The organism is Tepidibacter mesophilus (assembly GCF_002724055.1).
Taxonomy (GTDB): Bacteria; Bacillota; Clostridia; order Peptostreptococcales; family Peptostreptococcaceae; genus Tepidibacter_A; species Tepidibacter_A mesophilus.
On the sequence record NZ_BDQY01000007.1, the window covers coordinates 34,959 to 50,965 of the forward strand.

The 16,007-nt window shown below is 27.4% G+C and carries 15 protein-coding genes; 2 read left to right on the forward strand and 13 right to left on the reverse strand.

The genetic code is table 11. The features are described from left to right. Positions 1-34 precede the first annotated feature (34 nt). The 3 genes from Tmeso_RS06450 to Tmeso_RS06460 all read right to left on the reverse strand — a co-directional run bounded on the left by Tmeso_RS06450 (position 35) and on the right by Tmeso_RS06460 (position 3,506). Positions 35-337: an MTH1187 family thiamine-binding protein gene (locus tag Tmeso_RS06450; RefSeq protein WP_099189407.1), complete on the reverse strand. Its 303-nt coding sequence runs from the start codon at positions 335-337 to the stop codon at positions 35-37. 84 nt (positions 338-421) lie between these two features. Then, positions 422-2,419, reverse strand: coding sequence for a methyl-accepting chemotaxis protein (locus tag Tmeso_RS06455; RefSeq protein ID WP_099189409.1), 1,998 nt, complete (start codon positions 2,417-2,419; stop codon positions 422-424). 136 nt (positions 2,420-2,555) lie between these two features. Further along, complete coding sequence (locus tag Tmeso_RS06460; protein WP_334293197.1) at positions 2,556-3,506, reverse strand: phosphoglycerate dehydrogenase; 951 nt, start codon at positions 3,504-3,506, stop codon at positions 2,556-2,558. A gap of 112 nt (positions 3,507-3,618) precedes the next feature. Here Tmeso_RS06460 and Tmeso_RS06465 point away from each other — a divergent pair, with 112 nt between their 5' ends. Further along, complete coding sequence (locus Tmeso_RS06465; RefSeq protein ID WP_099189410.1) at positions 3,619-4,542, forward strand: hypothetical protein; 924 nt, start codon at positions 3,619-3,621, stop codon at positions 4,540-4,542. 93 nt (positions 4,543-4,635) lie between these two features. Here Tmeso_RS06465 and Tmeso_RS06470 read toward each other — a convergent pair whose 3' ends face one another. The 10 genes from Tmeso_RS06470 to Tmeso_RS06510 all read right to left on the reverse strand — a co-directional run bounded on the left by Tmeso_RS06470 (position 4,636) and on the right by Tmeso_RS06510 (position 14,577). Then, positions 4,636-5,181, reverse strand: coding sequence for an HD-GYP domain-containing protein (locus tag Tmeso_RS06470; RefSeq protein WP_187296256.1), 546 nt, complete (start codon positions 5,179-5,181; stop codon positions 4,636-4,638). 74 nt (positions 5,182-5,255) lie between these two features. Continuing rightward, entirely contained in the window at positions 5,256-7,256 is a 2,001-nt protein-coding gene (locus tag Tmeso_RS06475) for a methyl-accepting chemotaxis protein (RefSeq protein WP_187296257.1), read from the reverse strand. Between the two features lie 293 nt (positions 7,257-7,549). Then, a complete protein-coding gene (locus Tmeso_RS06480; RefSeq protein WP_099189416.1) occupies positions 7,550-8,323 on the reverse strand; it encodes a response regulator in 774 nt (257 codons plus the stop codon). Positions 8,324-8,325: 2 nt separating this feature from the next. Continuing rightward, positions 8,326-9,486 (reverse strand): ATP-binding protein, encoded by a 1,161-nt coding sequence (locus tag Tmeso_RS06485; protein ID WP_099189418.1) that lies wholly within the window; start codon positions 9,484-9,486, stop codon positions 8,326-8,328. Positions 9,487-9,678: 192 nt separating this feature from the next. After that, complete coding sequence (locus Tmeso_RS17050) at positions 9,679-11,052, reverse strand: nucleoside recognition domain-containing protein (RefSeq protein ID WP_330400312.1); 1,374 nt, start codon at positions 11,050-11,052, stop codon at positions 9,679-9,681. Between the two features lie 3 nt (positions 11,053-11,055). After that, a complete protein-coding gene (locus tag Tmeso_RS17055) occupies positions 11,056-11,826 on the reverse strand; it encodes a FeoB small GTPase domain-containing protein (protein WP_330400313.1) in 771 nt (256 codons plus the stop codon). A gap of 13 nt (positions 11,827-11,839) precedes the next feature. Further along, on the reverse strand, positions 11,840-12,076 hold the full coding sequence (locus Tmeso_RS06495) for a FeoA family protein (RefSeq protein ID WP_099189420.1): 237 nt from the start codon (positions 12,074-12,076) through the stop codon (positions 11,840-11,842). A gap of 97 nt (positions 12,077-12,173) precedes the next feature. After that, positions 12,174-12,596 carry a metal-dependent transcriptional regulator gene (locus Tmeso_RS06500; RefSeq protein ID WP_099189422.1) on the reverse strand — a complete coding sequence of 141 codons (423 nt, stop codon included), beginning with the start codon at positions 12,594-12,596 and terminating at the stop codon, positions 12,174-12,176. A gap of 66 nt (positions 12,597-12,662) precedes the next feature. Then, on the reverse strand, positions 12,663-13,967 hold the full coding sequence (locus Tmeso_RS06505; RefSeq protein WP_187296258.1) for a Na+/H+ antiporter family protein: 1,305 nt from the start codon (positions 13,965-13,967) through the stop codon (positions 12,663-12,665). Positions 13,968-14,049: 82 nt separating this feature from the next. Further along, a complete protein-coding gene (locus tag Tmeso_RS06510) occupies positions 14,050-14,577 on the reverse strand; it encodes a hypothetical protein (protein WP_145993135.1) in 528 nt (175 codons plus the stop codon). A 531-nt stretch (positions 14,578-15,108) separates the two neighbouring features. On the opposite strand from Tmeso_RS06510, the gene Tmeso_RS06515 reads away from it, so the two are divergent. Then, complete coding sequence (locus Tmeso_RS06515) at positions 15,109-15,996, forward strand: sulfite exporter TauE/SafE family protein (RefSeq protein WP_099189426.1); 888 nt, start codon at positions 15,109-15,111, stop codon at positions 15,994-15,996. Positions 15,997-16,007: the final 11 nt, after the last annotated feature.

Sequence of the window (16,007 nt, forward strand, 5' to 3'; positions counted from 1 at the left end):
CAGATAAAAAAATATATCCCAAATTAAGGATATATTATTTTAATTTACTCTCAACAGATTCTATTTTTTGCTTCATAGTTCCAACCTTATCTCTTCTATCATCAATCTTAATACTAGTCGAAACCCTCATCGCTCCATTATCAAATACACTTTCATGCATTTTCTTTATTGTACTAAATATTAAGTCTAATTCTCCCTCTATTATAGTTCCCATAGGAGTCAGCATATGCTTTAAATCTTTTTCTTTTTCTAATACCTTATGTACATCAGCTACATACGAACTAAGACTTGTGTTCTCACTTCCAAGCGGAACTATAGTAACTTCAACAAGCGCCATAAAAAATACCCCCTTTAAAATTTCACTATATATTATATCATAAATTTAACCCTTAGCATCTAAATAATGCTAAGGGTTAATATACTATCCAATATTGAATTTTGATATTTGATTATTTAACTTTAAAGAAAGCTCATTAAGATGTTGTGCACTTTTTGCAACTTCTTCAACCGCCATAGCCTGCTGTTGAACAGAAGCTGTTACTTCTTCAGATCCAGCAGCAGTTTCCTGTGATACTGCTGATATATTCTCTATTGAGTCTACAATAGAATCTTTATCATTCATTATATCATTTATATGTTCACTCACAGCTTCAATACTAATAGTAATAGCCGATATAGAATCTGATATCTCACCGAATGCATTATTTACATCCTCAACGGATTTAGTTTGATTGAAAGATACCTCTTTAACTTCTTTCATAATGTCAACTGTATTAGCACTTTCTTGTTGAATAGCATATACAATTTGTTTTATCTCATTAGTAGCTTTGCCTGATCCTTCTGCAAGCTTTCTTATTTCATCAGCTACAACTGCAAATCCTCTTCCAGCTTCTCCAGCACGAGCAGCTTCAATAGAAGCATTAAGAGCTAATAAATTAGTTTGCTCAGCTATAGAGTTTATAGTTGATAATATTTCCTCTATATCGTTGGATTTATAACTAAGTTGATTTATAGCATATTCTATTTTAGATATAGAATCATTATTTAAGTTATTGCTTTCCTTCAATTCACTTACTGATTTTATACCAAGTTCATTTACACTAGATATTTGGTCCGTAGTTTCCAACATATTCTTACTATTGTCGTTTAACTCTATAAATTTTTCATTAAGTTTTGATATAAGTCGAACTCCATCTTCAGCATCCTGAGCTTGACTTGTAGCTCCAGAAGCTATTTCCTCAACAGTTCTTCCTATCTCTTCAGCAGATGCACTAGTTTCTTCCGATACAGCTGCTAAGTTCGTAGAAGAATCAGAAACTTCTCTAGAAACTTCACTAGCATCAATTAAAAGACTCTTAACATTTTCTATCATATCATTAAAGTTTTCTCCTAATATTCCTATTTCATCACTAGAGTTAACATTAGTTTTAACAGTAAAATCTCCATTTTTGACCTTTTGCATATCTTCAACTATACCTTTTATAGGATTCGTTATTCTATTTGTAAATATATATCCTATTGTAGATGCTATTAATATAGTAATAATTCCAATAATAACAGCAAATTTACTTATATTATTAACTTCTTTATTCACTTCATCTAAATAAATAGATGAAAGTACAGTCCATCCTGTATTAGGCATTTTCTTTAATACAGAAAACTTCGAATACATTTTCCCATTTTCTTCCCAATCATAGTAAACTACACCAGATTCCTTTTTTAATGCATCTTGAACTTCTTTAACTTGTATTTTAGTTCCTATAAGGTCCTGATTTTTGTGTATTATAAAGTTAGCCTCTGAATCTAGTATATACGGGTATCCTTTTTCACCTATTTTTATAGAAGATATCTCTTCATTCAATTCTTTTATAGGTAAATCCATCCCTATAACCCCTACAAATTCATTATCAAGATTATATACAGGAATAGAATATGTAACCACAAATCCTCCAATAATAACATCTTCATATACATTCGTCATATTATCTGACTGTTTTTCTTTTGCATCTTTATACCAGCCTCTTACTCTAGGGTCATAACCTTCTGGCAGATCTGAATTAGGATACATGATCATCTTGCCTTCTTCAGTTCCCATATAAATACTTAATGCTTCAGGATTACTTTCTTTATATGCTTTTAACAAATCAACCAAATAAGGTTCGTGACTTGGATCATTGACTATATCCCTAAAATTAATATTTTGCCCTAATAGTTTAGCACCTCTTTCAAATTTAGAAAAATAATTTTCAATTGAATATTGTATTTGATTATTTAATTCTTTGGTACTGTTCTCAAAGCTTTGATCAATTATTTTTTTAGTTTTCATGTTTGTAGTAATTCCCAAAACTAAAATAGGTAATATTATAAGTGCTAAAACAAGAGATATTAGCTTTGTCTTTATTCCAATTTTCTTTTTCATAAGTCCCTCCAATTTTAAATTTTTTTTAAAATTAAATACGATTTAATAATTCAAATTTTTGTTTATTTGTAAAAATTTTATCACTTTATGTCTTTAATTGTCAAACTGTTTTCTTTTCCAAAAAAATTGGAATATTTTAATATCCTTTACTTAAATTTACTACATTTATTAATTCTTTATCATTTTTTAATCTTTTCAAATTTTCATATATTACTTCAAACCTTCTATCATTTCTATTTTCTGATATCCAGCAGTTATGAGGAGTAATTATAACATTATCTAAATCCCAAAGAGGATTTTCTTTAGATAAAGGTTCTTGTTCAAATACATCTAGCGCTACTCCCAAAAACTTTCCTTGTTTTATCTTATCTATTAAATCAAGTTCATTTATTATACTTCCTCTTGCTATATTTATAAGAACACAATTATCCTTCATCTTATCTATTACTTTTGCATTTATTAAATGATGAGTTTTTTTCGTATACGGTATAGATACTACTAATACATCACACTTTGATAAAAAACCATCAATATCATCGATAGGAAAGCATCTATCAAAACAATCTACATCTCTTCCATTTGTGTTAAGACCATATATATTAACACCAAACCCCTGAAGTCTTTTAGCTGCTTCAATAGCTATCGTTCCAGTTCCTATAAATCCTATAGTTTTGTTGTATAATTCCAACAAATTAGTATTTATCTTCCATTCTTTATTTTCTTGCTTCTTATAAAAATACAAACTATTTTTATATATTTCAAGTATTTTTAGTATTATCCACTCTCCAATAGGTATGCTATATCCTCCTTTATTATTAGATAGAACTATATTATTTCTTTTTATATAATCAAGGGGAGCTTGATCTATCCCTATACTTGATAGCTGAATTAATTTTAGTTTTGTAAATTGTTTTATATCAATTTTTTCAAAAGGATTATAACAAACAAGAACATCTATATCATTTATATTTTCATTGTTAAAAACTTCTTTTTCATTCATATATACAATTTCATACCCTAATTCCTTAACCTTATTCATTTTCTCTTCTCCATAATTATAAGTAAACAATGCTTTCACTTTAATCATCTCCTCGAAATATTTTTTAAAATTAGGTACCCAATTTTTTATTTCCAATCGTATACTACTATATGTATACAAAAATCGTCGAATTTTATCTTTGACACCTGGGGAGGTATTTATGCTTAAGTCAAAAAACAAAAAACATACTATTTTATTAATAACTTTTATACTAATTATATCGTCAATATCTATTATGTTTTTTACAAAGTCTGATATCGATATAACATTTAAAAAAATTTTATTAATATATGCAACATTTCTTATAGGCCTTAATGTGTTATTATTCTCTATACTAAAAAGTTCTTTTAAAGAAAAAGACGTTATCCAAGAATCTATTGATGATGTAGATAATACTGATTTAAAAGATATTTCTAATTCAAATATAAAGTCTATTAATGTAAAAGACATGAAGTTAAGTTCCCGAGCAAATATATTAACTCAATCAAATAAAAACATAAATTCTCTTTATACTAAAATAAAAGAACTATCTAAATTTAATAATAATATAAAAACCTATTCTAAAGAGAATTCTATAAAAGTTAATAAACTCCTAGAATCAGATTATGCAATAAAACAATCAGTTAATGCAATTGATTCTAAAACAAAAGAAATAACTTCTATGATAATTCAACTTGGAGATATCATAAATGAATTAGATTCCTCAATTGATCATTTAAATAATCTTATTTATGATATATCAGTTGAAAATGATTCTAATAAAAAAGGCGATGATTTAAATAAAAAATTAAAAGAAATCCGAGATGTATCTAGTAATATAAAAACTTCTTCAAAAGAGCTTATAGACCTTATATACAAAGTTAAATATGAAGTTTATAATTTATCTACAATAAACCAAACTGCTGTGAATGTGCTGGATAAAAAGGATAATATAAACGAAGATTATCTAGGGTGTTTTGATAGTATCCTAGGAGAGGTATCCAATATCATGGCTAATTTATTAGACCTTTATAAAATCGCAGATAATAACCTTGATATAAGAAATACTTTATTGAAAAAATCAAACCTAATACCTAATTCATAGAATTTGAAATGAACTAATATAATCACAAAAGAATAGGCTTTAAATTAAGTTTTAAAATTAATTTAAGGCTTATTCTTTCAATTTATTTTTTTATTAATTTGCAGTTTTTAATTCACTTAAATATCCATCATGATTTTCAATCATTTTTCTAAATTTCAAGTATATATCTTTGTCAAATTTACTAATATCTTTATCCATAATTTCTATGACTTTTTCTCTTCTTAAACCTTCACCAAAACATGTACCCATCATTAAGTTATCATATGTATCTACTATTCGTATTATTCTAGATTGTAGAGGTATTTCATATCCTTTAAGATTATAAGGGTATCCTGTACCATCAAAATTTTCATGATGATGAGATATACCTTTTACTATATATACATCCATTTGTTTTTCAATGGCTTTGCTTGTAGACAATAGAACATGCATTTTTATATATATTTTTTCTCTTTCTGTAATTTCCCCTTTTTTATTTAATATTTTAATATCCAAATATTGTTTTCCTATATCATGATTTAATGCAGCCATATAAATATAATCAATTTCTTCCTCGGATAATTCCATAGTTTGTCCCAGTTTTTTAGATAATAAAGCCACTCTATATCCATGATCTAAAATTTTATTTTCTCTATTCACCATATTTATAATCAGTCATCTTATGTTTATAAGATAACCTTTTTCACCTCCATTTACGCAATTACTGTACTTATTTATATTTTAAATTTATCTATTTGATCATTAAGTTTTAAAGAAAGTTCATTAAGCTTTTCCGCATTTCTAGCTACTTCTTCAACTGCCATTGATTGTTGTTGGACAGATGCTGTAACTTGTTGTGATGATGCAGCTGTCTCTTGTGATACTGCTGATATATTTTCTATTGAATAAACTATTAAATCTTTATCATGTGTTATATTGTTTATATGTTCATTAACTTCTTCTATATTAGCAGCTATATCATCTATTGAGTTTGATATCTTTTCGAATGCATTATTTACATCTTCAACCGATTTTGTTTGATTTAAAGATACTTCTTTTACTTCTTGCATAATGTCAACTGTATTTTTACTTTCTTCTTGAATAGCATCCACTATTTCCCTTATTTCGTTAGTTGCATTACCTGAACCCTCTGCAAGCTTTCTTATTTCATCCGCTACTACCGCGAATCCTCTTCCTGATTCTCCAGCACGAGCTGCTTCAATAGATGCATTAAGAGCTAGTAGGTTTGTCTGTTCTGATATAGATCTTATTGTATTTAATATACCTTCTATATGACTAGATTTTTCACTTAGTTTATTTATTGCAATTTCAATTTTATCAATAGAGTCATTATTTAAATTCGTTTTTTCTTTTAATTCCTCTACAACAGATACTCCTGATGTATTTATATCAATTATCTCATTTGCATTTTTTATCATATTCTTACTATTATTTGATAACTCATTAAACTTAACATCTAAATTACAAGCCGTTTTAGCTCCTTTTTCAGCATGTTCAGCTTGATTATTAGCACCATTTGCTATTTCTTCAACGGTTCTTGATATTTCTTCTGCGGACGCACTAGTTTCTTCTGATGTTGCTGCTAAATTTGTTGCAGCATAAGTTACTTCCTCACTTACCTCTTTAGCATCTAATAATAAAGCTTTTACATTTTCGACCATAACATTAAAATTGTTTGCTAATACTCCAATCTCATCATTAGATTCGACATTTGTTTTCACTGTAAAGTCTCCATCTTTTACTCTATCTATATCTTTTACTATTGCTTGTATTGGTCTTGTTATTCTGTTAGTAAAACCTATACCTATTAAGCATGCAATTATAAGTGCAATTATCGTTACCAAAACAGTATTAAATAGTATTGGATTAGTCTCTTCTCTTATTTCATTAATTTTAATTGCAGAAAGTACAGTCCAATTCATTTCAGGTATTCTTGTGTATACACAAAATTTTTCACTCATACTCCCATCTTTTTCTTTCCATTGATAATCTACAATTCCGTCCTTAGTACCGTCTAATATTTCATTTATTTTTGAAACCTTTACTTCCTGCCCTATATACTGTATATCCTTATGGGTAACGTATTTCTTATTTGAATCTATAATACAAGAATATCCTTCTTTACCCACTTTTATAGAACTTATTTTTTTAGAGAATTCATCTAAAGGTATTGTTACTCCTACTACTCCAATAAATTTACTTTTATCTACATCTTCATAAATAGGAGCTGAACAAGTAATTTGTAGCTTACCATCACCTTTACCTACATAAGGTTCTGTCCAAACTACAGTTTGGTTTTGTTCTGCTTTTTGATACCATTCTCTTGTTCTAGGATCAAAATCACTTCCTAAATCAGAATTAGGATACATAATAGTTTTTCCATCTATCATTCCTATATATATTTGAGATGCATCACTATTATTTTCAATGTAATTTTTAAATACATCAAATACAAAAACTTCATTTTCTGGATGATTAATAATCTGCTTAAGATTTATATTCTCACTAATCATGCCTATACTTTGTTCATATCCTTTAAAATACGTTTGAATAGAACTTTTTACTTCGTTATTTAATTCTTTCATAGAGTTTCTAAATTGTTTATCCATTCCATTATAAGATTTTTGATACGATATAGTGCCTACAAGTGCAAGTGGTATTATTACTAATGATAAAATGAGTGCTATTAATTTAGTTCTAATGCTTGTTTTCATAAAATATTCCCTTCTTTCTAGTTTATATTTTTTTAAAAATAAAAATGGTCCATAATGAAGACTCTTAAGAGTCTTCATTATGGACCATCCAAATTGCAAATTTATTATTTGATTTAAATAGTTATTCCATAAAATGTATTCTATTTTCCAGCATAATTCTTCATAAAAATAGCTTATATGTCATATATCTACTTTTACTTGAAAAAAAAATAACAAATATTTATTTATATACATAATATTATCATATAATGTGTTTTTTTGTCAAATATATTCAATTAAATTATTACCTATTATTACTTAATATTAAATAATATTCTCTCATATTTCTCTTTTGAGTATATTTCTATCTTTTTCAATAATATTTTCCTATTCATAAGATTACCTATGTTATTTTCAATTTCAGATTTTGTATTCATATATACTTTTTTTCTTACAGTCTCTATGGTTGTAAATTCACAACCAGATAATAATAAACTTTCTTCAATAACAGTTAAATTTTCTTTTAGTAGTATCTCTATTTCTTTTCCTTTTATAAAAACTTGAATAAGCTTAGCACCTTTACCTGTAACCTTTTTAAGATATTTTGAATATATATTTCTAATTTCAAGTTCTAATTCATTTTTTTTCTCATCTGTTAAAATAAACTCATCGTCCATTACTAATATATTTTTATTACATTCTAATTCTTCAATAACTATATCATTTAAACATTTTAATAAAGCATTTATATCTATAGGTTTTATTAGATATTTTTCTATTTTTAAATCTACAGTGTCTAAAATAGTTTTTGAATCTGATAAAGCTGAAGTTATAATAACGGGACATTTTGAACCGTTATTTCTGATTATTTTCATCATTTCAATCCCACTCATATCAGGCATTACTAAGTCAGTTATTATTATATCTGGTTTTTGCTCAATAAATTGCTTTATTCCATCATTTCCATTTTCAGCCAGTATAACTTTTCCTACTCTTCTTTTTAAAAATCTTTCAACTTGTTTTCTTGTAATAGGTTCATCCTCTACATATAAAACTTTTACATTTTTCAACATTTTTAAGTCTTCCATATTTAAACCTCCTCAGCAGCCATCGGAAAATTTAATAATACACCTTTTCCCAATCCATCATCTATTAAACTAATTGTTCCATTCATTCTTTGCTCAACTATATTTTTTATAGTAAATAAATTTTCCAAATTAAAATCTATTGTTTTATATTTTTCTTTATCATATATTGATATTATTTTAACATCCATTATATTTGCATTTAAATCTATTTTTATATCAAGAATTCTATCATTAATGTCCAAGGATTGTCTACAACATTCAATCATATCACAAAAGATATGATATATGAGTTGTGAAAATTGATTAGGTGAGCTGTATATATTAATTTCTTCATGCATTTCTATATTTATTTTTATATTATCTTTTTTTATTTTTTCTTCCATTATTTCAAATGTCAGGTCTAAACATTTCTTCACTCCAAAACATTCATTTTGCTCTGATAATTCAAAAAAAGACTGAAATTTATCTATTTTTTTTGATAAATTTTTCATTATATCCCACATTTCATTATAGTAATCTTCTAAATCAACACAATATTCACATTCATCTTTTAGTTCATCTATTAAATTCAATATGCAAAAATTTAAACTGTTAAGAGGTTGTCTCCATACATGTGATAAATTGGATATCATATCTGATATACTTGTTATCTTATCGTTATAATTCTTAACAACATATTGTTTTTTTAAGAGGTGAATTTCTTTTAAATGCCTTGTTATATTTTTTATTATAATAAACATTTTTTTAATTTCATTATCTTCAACTAAAGGGTATACTGAAATTTCTAAATAACTAGCCTCTTCTTCTAACTCAATTTCACTGTATGATATAATACGATTTTCATTATTTATGTTTTTTATATAAATTTTTAAATTGTCTTCAATTTTATTGTTGTATATTTTTAAAGCTATTTCATAATATAACCTTGCAGAGCTTGGTTCGTATAAATCAATAATATTTTTGCCTATTATTTCTTTAGGACTTATTTTTAGATAATTATTATATATAGTATTTATATTTTTTATATAAAATTCAGGCTTATTATTTTCTTTTACTATTTCAACCTCAGCAGTTAACTCAAAAGGCTCCTCTGTGTGATATATAAGACTGTCTATTTTATCAGCTTTACAACTAATGATAAGTGACCTTAAATCTATTTTCAAAGCATCTCCCCCTAATCATATACTATAATATCCAACATATTTTATAATTATATTTTATTTTTGAATTATCTAAATGTAATGTTATAACAATTTATTACTATATCATAAAAATACTTATTATGTCAGATAAAAAAATAGCTTATTGTAATTTAAATTTCAATAAGCTATTTCGTACTAATATTATATTTTTATTTATAATAAAACACTTATTTGCTTTGTTATAAAGCATACTATAACTGCTATAGAAGTAGGAATAAGCGCTGATATCACAGTCCACTTATAACTTCCACTTTCTTTTTTTATAGTAATTAATGTTGTTGCACAAGGAAAATGAAGTAGTGAAAATAACATAACATTAAGTGCCGTAATAAATGTCCATCCGTTTTTTATGAATAGATTTTTCATGCTACTTAAAGTATCCAGTTCAAGCATAGCTCCTTTTGACATGTAAGCCATTATTAGTATAGGTATAACTATTTCATTTGCTGGAAGGCCTAATATAAATGCTGTTAATATAAATCCATCCAAGCCTATAATTTTTGCAAATGGATCTAAAAATTGTGCTATATGTGCTAGTATGCTTACATCCCCTATCATTATATTTGCAAGTATCCATATTACAATACCAGCAGGTGCTGCTACTGCCATTGCCCTTAATAATACAAATACCGTTCTATCTATTATAGATGTATATATTACTCTAAAAAATTGAGGTCTTCTATAAGGTGGTAATTCCAATGTAAATGAAGATGGGACTCCCTTAAGTATAGTTTTGCTAAGTCCCCACGATACTATTAATGTCATAATTATTCCAACAAGCACTAACCCCGCAATAAAGAAAGATGCTGCTAAGGTTTGGTAGCTACTTGCAAAATATCCACCTACAAATATAGATGCTACAGCTATCAAAGTTGGAAATCTTCCATTACATGGTACAAAGTTATTTGTAATCATAGCTATTAACCTTTCTCTTGGAGATTCTATTATTCTACAAGCTATAATTCCAGCTGCATTACATCCAAATCCCATACTCATCGTAAGAGATTGTTTCCCATGAGCCCCTGCTTTTTTGAATAATCTATCTAAATTAAATGCTACTCTAGGTAAATATCCTAAGTCTTCAAGAAGTGTAAAACAAGGAAAAAATATTGCCATAGGGGGAAGCATAACAGCTATAACCCAAGCTAGGGTCCTATACATTCCAAGAACCAACATTCCATGTAACCATTTAGGTGCATTAAGTGATATAAATAAATCTGTCAATCTTTCTTCTATTGCAAATAAAAAGTTAGCTATAACAGCAGATGGATAATTAGCTCCTGTTATAGTAATCCAAAATACAAATCCCAATAATAAAAACATTATAGGATATCCAGTAATTTTAGATGTAAGTATATCATCTATTTTTTTATCTATATCTAATCTAGATTCGTCTTTCTTTACTACTTTATCAGATAATTCTTTTGCATTTTCATATATATTAAAAACCATCTCATCTCTTACCTTTTGCCTTTCTTCTTCGCTGTATTCATTTATCAACATAGATAGTTTTTCTATATTTTGCATAATCTAATCCACCTCTTTTTCTATATATACATATTTGCTCAAAGAACTAATTATGGACGTATCTCCTTCTAATATTCTAAGAGCAGCCCATCTTAAATCAATTTTATTCCCCAATATATTCTCTAGTCTTGGTATCAAGCTTTCTATTTTTTTTTCTATATTATCTGAGTAGTTTATCTTCTTAGGATTATACGATTCTTTATTGAGACTTATGTTGTATACCTTATGAATAAGTTCATTTAATCCTTCTTTTTTCCTTGCACACGTTCCAATCACAGGTATTCTCAATTCTTTTTCTAGTTTCTCTATGTCTATATATATACCCTTTCTCTTTGCCTCATCTAATAAATTTAAGCACAGAACTACCTTGTCAGTAATTTCCATGACTTGATATACAAGATTTAAGTTTCTTTCAAAGCATGTAGCATCTGCAACTACTATAGTGGCATGCGGCTTTCCAAAACATATAAAATCTCTAGCTACTTCCTCTTCAACAGAGTTTGCTAAAAGTGAATAGGTTCCTGGTAAATCAACCAATGTAAATTTCTTATCTTTATACATGTAACTTCCACTAGCATTAGCTACAGTTTTTCCTGGCCAGTTACCTGTGTGTTGGTTAAGCCCAGTTAATGCATTGAACACCGTGCTTTTTCCTACGTTAGGGTTCCCTGCGAGAGCTATAACAATAGATTCTTTTGAGTCTACTTTTATATCAAATTCTTCTATCTTGTTTTTATATTCACACTTATTGCAATTATCACAGTTGCATCCCATAGGATTTTCCTCCTTACTTTTCAACAATTTTAACTAATATATTAACTGTTTCTTCTTTTCTAAGAGCTATCAATGCTCCTTTTATTTTATAAAGTTTAGGCTCGCCTAAAGGACTTTTTCTTATACCTTCTATTAGTGCCCCAGGTACTATACCTAAGTCTAGCATTCTTCTTCTAGATATCCCGTCATTTAATAATCCTATAACTATGCACTTTTTCTCTATATCTAGGTCTTTTAGAGTTGTTTGCATATTACACCTCCTTAGCCATGGCTAACTTTTTCGCATATAATATGATATGAATGAATATAAATTAAGTTACAAAAATAACCGCCCTTAAAATGGACGGTTATAAATCTAATACACTATTAATTTGTAATTTCTTTATTTTTTTAACTATATCTTCATTCTGCTGTAAAACCAATATCAATTTTTCTATAGATTTTATAGTTTCTATACTAAAATAATGCTCCATAGCCTCAGCCTCTTGATCTATATCACACTTGGCACCTATAATAGTTATAAATTCTTTCAATATAGAATTTCTGTCAACTAGAAACTTACCTTTTCGATTACCTCTATCTAACAATCTTATCTTTTTATATGGCTTATATGCTATATATCCAAGCTCATCTAATTTTTTGAGCCCTTTAACCACAGATGGCATCGAAAAATTTAGGCACTCTGCTATATCTTTTACTCTAATATCATCATTATTTAAAGAAAGCCTATAAACTTCTTCTAAATAATCCTCAAGACTTGGAGATAACATACGGAAACTCCTTTCATTATAAATAAATCCTTAATTAAATAATATTATTTAATTAAGGATTTATGATTAAAATATTAAAGCCGCTACAATTCCAAATATAATAAGAGGAATATTATAGTGTAAAAAAGTTGGAACACAAGTGTCCCAAATATGATTGTGTTGGTTATCTGCGTTAAGACCAGAAGTTGGCCCAAGCGTACTATCAGAAGCCGGAGACCCAGCATCTCCAAGAGCTGCAGCAGTTCCTATAAGTGCTATAGTAGCCATAGAGCTAAATCCTATAGAAGATGCCAACGGAACATATATAGCTGCAATTATAGGTATCGTTCCAAACGAGGTTCCTATCCCCATAGTTATTATAAGTCCTAATAAAATCATGGTCGTTGCTGCTATTAACTTGCTAGAGCCCATTAACATATATCCTGATTGAACTAATGTTTCAACCCCTCCTGTTACTCTAATAACAGCTCCATATCCTGATGCTACTAGCATTACAAAAGCTATAATACCCATAGTACTTATACCTCCACTTACAATATCATCTACATCACTCCATTTTATAGCTCTAAATAATACCATTATAATTATACCAAGTAAAGCTCCCAAAGGAAGTGATCCTAATGTCAACTGTACTGTTAAAGCTGATAATGCAGCAGCCATGGAAATATAGTGTTTTTTATTCATGCTTTCATCTAAAGTACATGCAACTTCATCTATATATATATCTTCAGATATATATTCTCTACCTTTTCTATAAGTTATAAATACTGCTACTAATAGTCCTATCACCATTCCTAATCCCGGTAAAAGCATAGCCTTCCATACCATATCAGTATGTACATTCATACCATTAGCATTCATCTGATCCCTTATAATATTATGAAATATAAGTCCAAAACCAGCCGGTATACACATATATGGCATTTGAAGACCAAACGTTAGTGAACAAGCAACGGCTCTTCTATCTATTTTAAGCTTATTCATAACTCCTAATAATGGTGGAATTAATATAGGTATAAATGCAATATGAACTGGTATAAGATTTTGAGAAAAAATACTTATAAATGCAATTAAAATAACTAATAAAATAGATTTTCCCTTTATTAATTTAGCTATTTTTCTAGCTAATATATCTGCAAGGCCTGTTTTATGAATCGCAACCGCTAAAGCCCCCAATAAAATATAACTAAGAGCCGTTTCTGTATTATCTCCCATTCCCTTTATAAATGTATTCATAATTTCATCAATAGAAATTCCAGATAATAACCCTGCACTAATAGCAGATATTATTAAAGCTAAAATAACATTAAGCCTCATAAGACATAACATCGTCATCAATATAACAGATACTACAACCGGATTCATTAGCATAATTAAATCTCCTCCTCTAATTTTTATCACTTTATTACTTTATCACTTCATCATATTAAAGTAAAGAGTAAAAATTTCTAATTTAAAAATTTAAATTAGAAATTTTTACTCTTATAAACTGCTCCCGAACCTCATCACTATATAAAAGAGGCTCTACAACCTTATATATATTTAATGATATCTTGCTTTTTCCTGTATTTTTTCTCACTCTTTTACTTTCATATTTTATATTGTATTTTATCTTTTCACCTTTATCACTTAAATCAAGATTTATATATTCTTCATTTATACTAGATATAGTATTACTATCAGTTGGTAAGAATTCTTGTGAAATACTTAATATATTATCTATATTGAGATTATTATTTTTTTTAAATACTATTGTTATGCACTCAACCATTCTATTATCCATATTTAAATTATATTTAATACTAAATATATTGTAATTCCAATTATTTAATTCTTTATCTTTAATTGTATATAATAAGTAATCTCTTCCCTGTTCAACCAATAGATTATTTTTATATTTCAATTCATAATAAAGTTTAATTCGAATGTCCTTCTCACCTATCCCATTTCCATTTAAACTAACTTGTGTGAATTTAATCAACCTTTTGATTATATACTCAGATAATATATTCTTATAATTTATGAACTCACTTTTATATTTTTTTAAATATATAGATATACGTTTTTTATATTCTTTATCAAAAATTATAAACCCCTCCTTTATAAATAGTATATATTAAATTATATATTAAATTTCAAAATAATATTAGTTATTTTTTTAACAATAAAAGCAGGATTTTAGAGTTTTTTTTACATTTTATACTTTTCACAATATTCTATATTAACTTTATTTTTATAATATTTTAATATTTGAAAACACGAAAACACCTGTATCTCGTATCATATACATCGTTTTCCTCGTTGATATTTAGCCATTTCTATGTAATATTATATTTTTTTGCAAAATACTTAATTTTTTTGTAGACTTAAATATCAAAATAATATATAATTTAATTTGTTCACGGTACATTTGATAATTATATAACTATTCATGTATAAAATAGTATATAAAACTTATGCACTAATTTTTATTTATTTTAAAATTATTATATTGTGAAAGGAAGATTTTAAAATGGCAAAAATACTTTTAGGAATTATGATTGCTTCTGGAATACCATTTACTTTTATGCTTATCAAATCTTACATGAAGAGAAAAGCAGAAGGTAGACTTGAAAAAGAAAGTTTTATTAAAATGGGTTTAGTGGGAGCTTTAGCAAACTTTTTTGATACTTTAGGTCTTAGTAGTTTCGCTATAGAAACATCTTTATTTAAAAACTTTAATTTAGTTAGCGATGAAAAATTACCTGGAACATTGAATGTTGGTGCTACAATACCGACTTTATTTCAGGCTTGTATATTTATAGCAGCTGTTGAAGTTGAACCTTTAACTTTGTTCTCTATGATAGTTGCAGCTCTTGCAGGTGCAATTGTAGGAGCTGGACTTATATCTAAGCTTCCTAAAAAAACTATACAACTTGCAATGGGAATAGCTTTGTTTTCTATGGCAATAATATTGCTTGCTGGTCAGTTAAAACTTTTCCCAGTTGGAGGAGAAGCTATGGGGCTTCATGGGACTAAGCTTATAATAGCTATATGTGGTAACTTCTTATTCGGAGCTTTAAATACTCTAGGTATAGGACTTTTTGCTCCATGTATGACTTTAGTTTATATGTTAGGTATGTCTCCAATAGCTGCATTCCCTATAATGATGGGATCTTGTGCACTTTTATTACCTTTTGCTGGTATGAAGTTCATAAAAGAAGATTCTCATTCTGCTCAAGGTTCTATGGCAGTTAATGTTATGGGTCCAATCGGAGTTTTAATAGCTGCATATTTAGTTAAGTCTATGGATGTTTATCTATTAAAATGGTTATTAATATTCGTTGTTATATACACAACATTTATAATGTTTAAATCATATAAAGAATCAGTAGCTAAAGAAAATAAAAGTGTAGCTTAATATAAAGTAAA

Bases quoted from the DNA above. Each gene is read 5' to 3' on its own strand.
- Tmeso_RS06450 (WP_099189407.1), bottom strand. From the start codon at position 337: ATGGCGCTTGTTGAAGTTACTATAGTTCCGCTTGGAAGTGAGAACACA.
- Tmeso_RS06455 (WP_099189409.1), bottom strand. From the start codon at position 2,419: ATGAAAAAGAAAATTGGAATAAAGACAAAGCTAATATCTCTTGTTTTA.
- Tmeso_RS06460 (WP_334293197.1), bottom strand. From the start codon at position 3,506: ATGATTAAAGTGAAAGCATTGTTTACTTATAATTATGGAGAAGAGAAA.
- Tmeso_RS06465 (WP_099189410.1), top strand. From the start codon at position 3,619: ATGCTTAAGTCAAAAAACAAAAAACATACTATTTTATTAATAACTTTT.
- Tmeso_RS06475 (WP_187296257.1), bottom strand. From the start codon at position 7,256: ATGAAAACAAGCATTAGAACTAAATTAATAGCACTCATTTTATCATTA.
- Tmeso_RS06480 (WP_099189416.1), bottom strand. From the start codon at position 8,323: ATGGAAGACTTAAAAATGTTGAAAAATGTAAAAGTTTTATATGTAGAG.
- Tmeso_RS17050 (WP_330400312.1), bottom strand. From the start codon at position 11,052: ATGCAAAATATAGAAAAACTATCTATGTTGATAAATGAATACAGCGAA.
- Tmeso_RS17055 (WP_330400313.1), bottom strand. From the start codon at position 11,826: ATGGGATGCAACTGTGATAATTGCAATAAGTGTGAATATAAAAACAAG.
- Tmeso_RS06495 (WP_099189420.1), bottom strand. From the start codon at position 12,076: ATGCAAACAACTCTAAAAGACCTAGATATAGAGAAAAAGTGCATAGTT.
- Tmeso_RS06500 (WP_099189422.1), bottom strand. From the start codon at position 12,596: ATGTTATCTCCAAGTCTTGAGGATTATTTAGAAGAAGTTTATAGGCTT.
- Tmeso_RS06505 (WP_187296258.1), bottom strand. From the start codon at position 13,967: ATGCTAATGAATCCGGTTGTAGTATCTGTTATATTGATGACGATGTTA.
- Tmeso_RS06515 (WP_099189426.1), top strand. From the start codon at position 15,109: ATGGCAAAAATACTTTTAGGAATTATGATTGCTTCTGGAATACCATTT.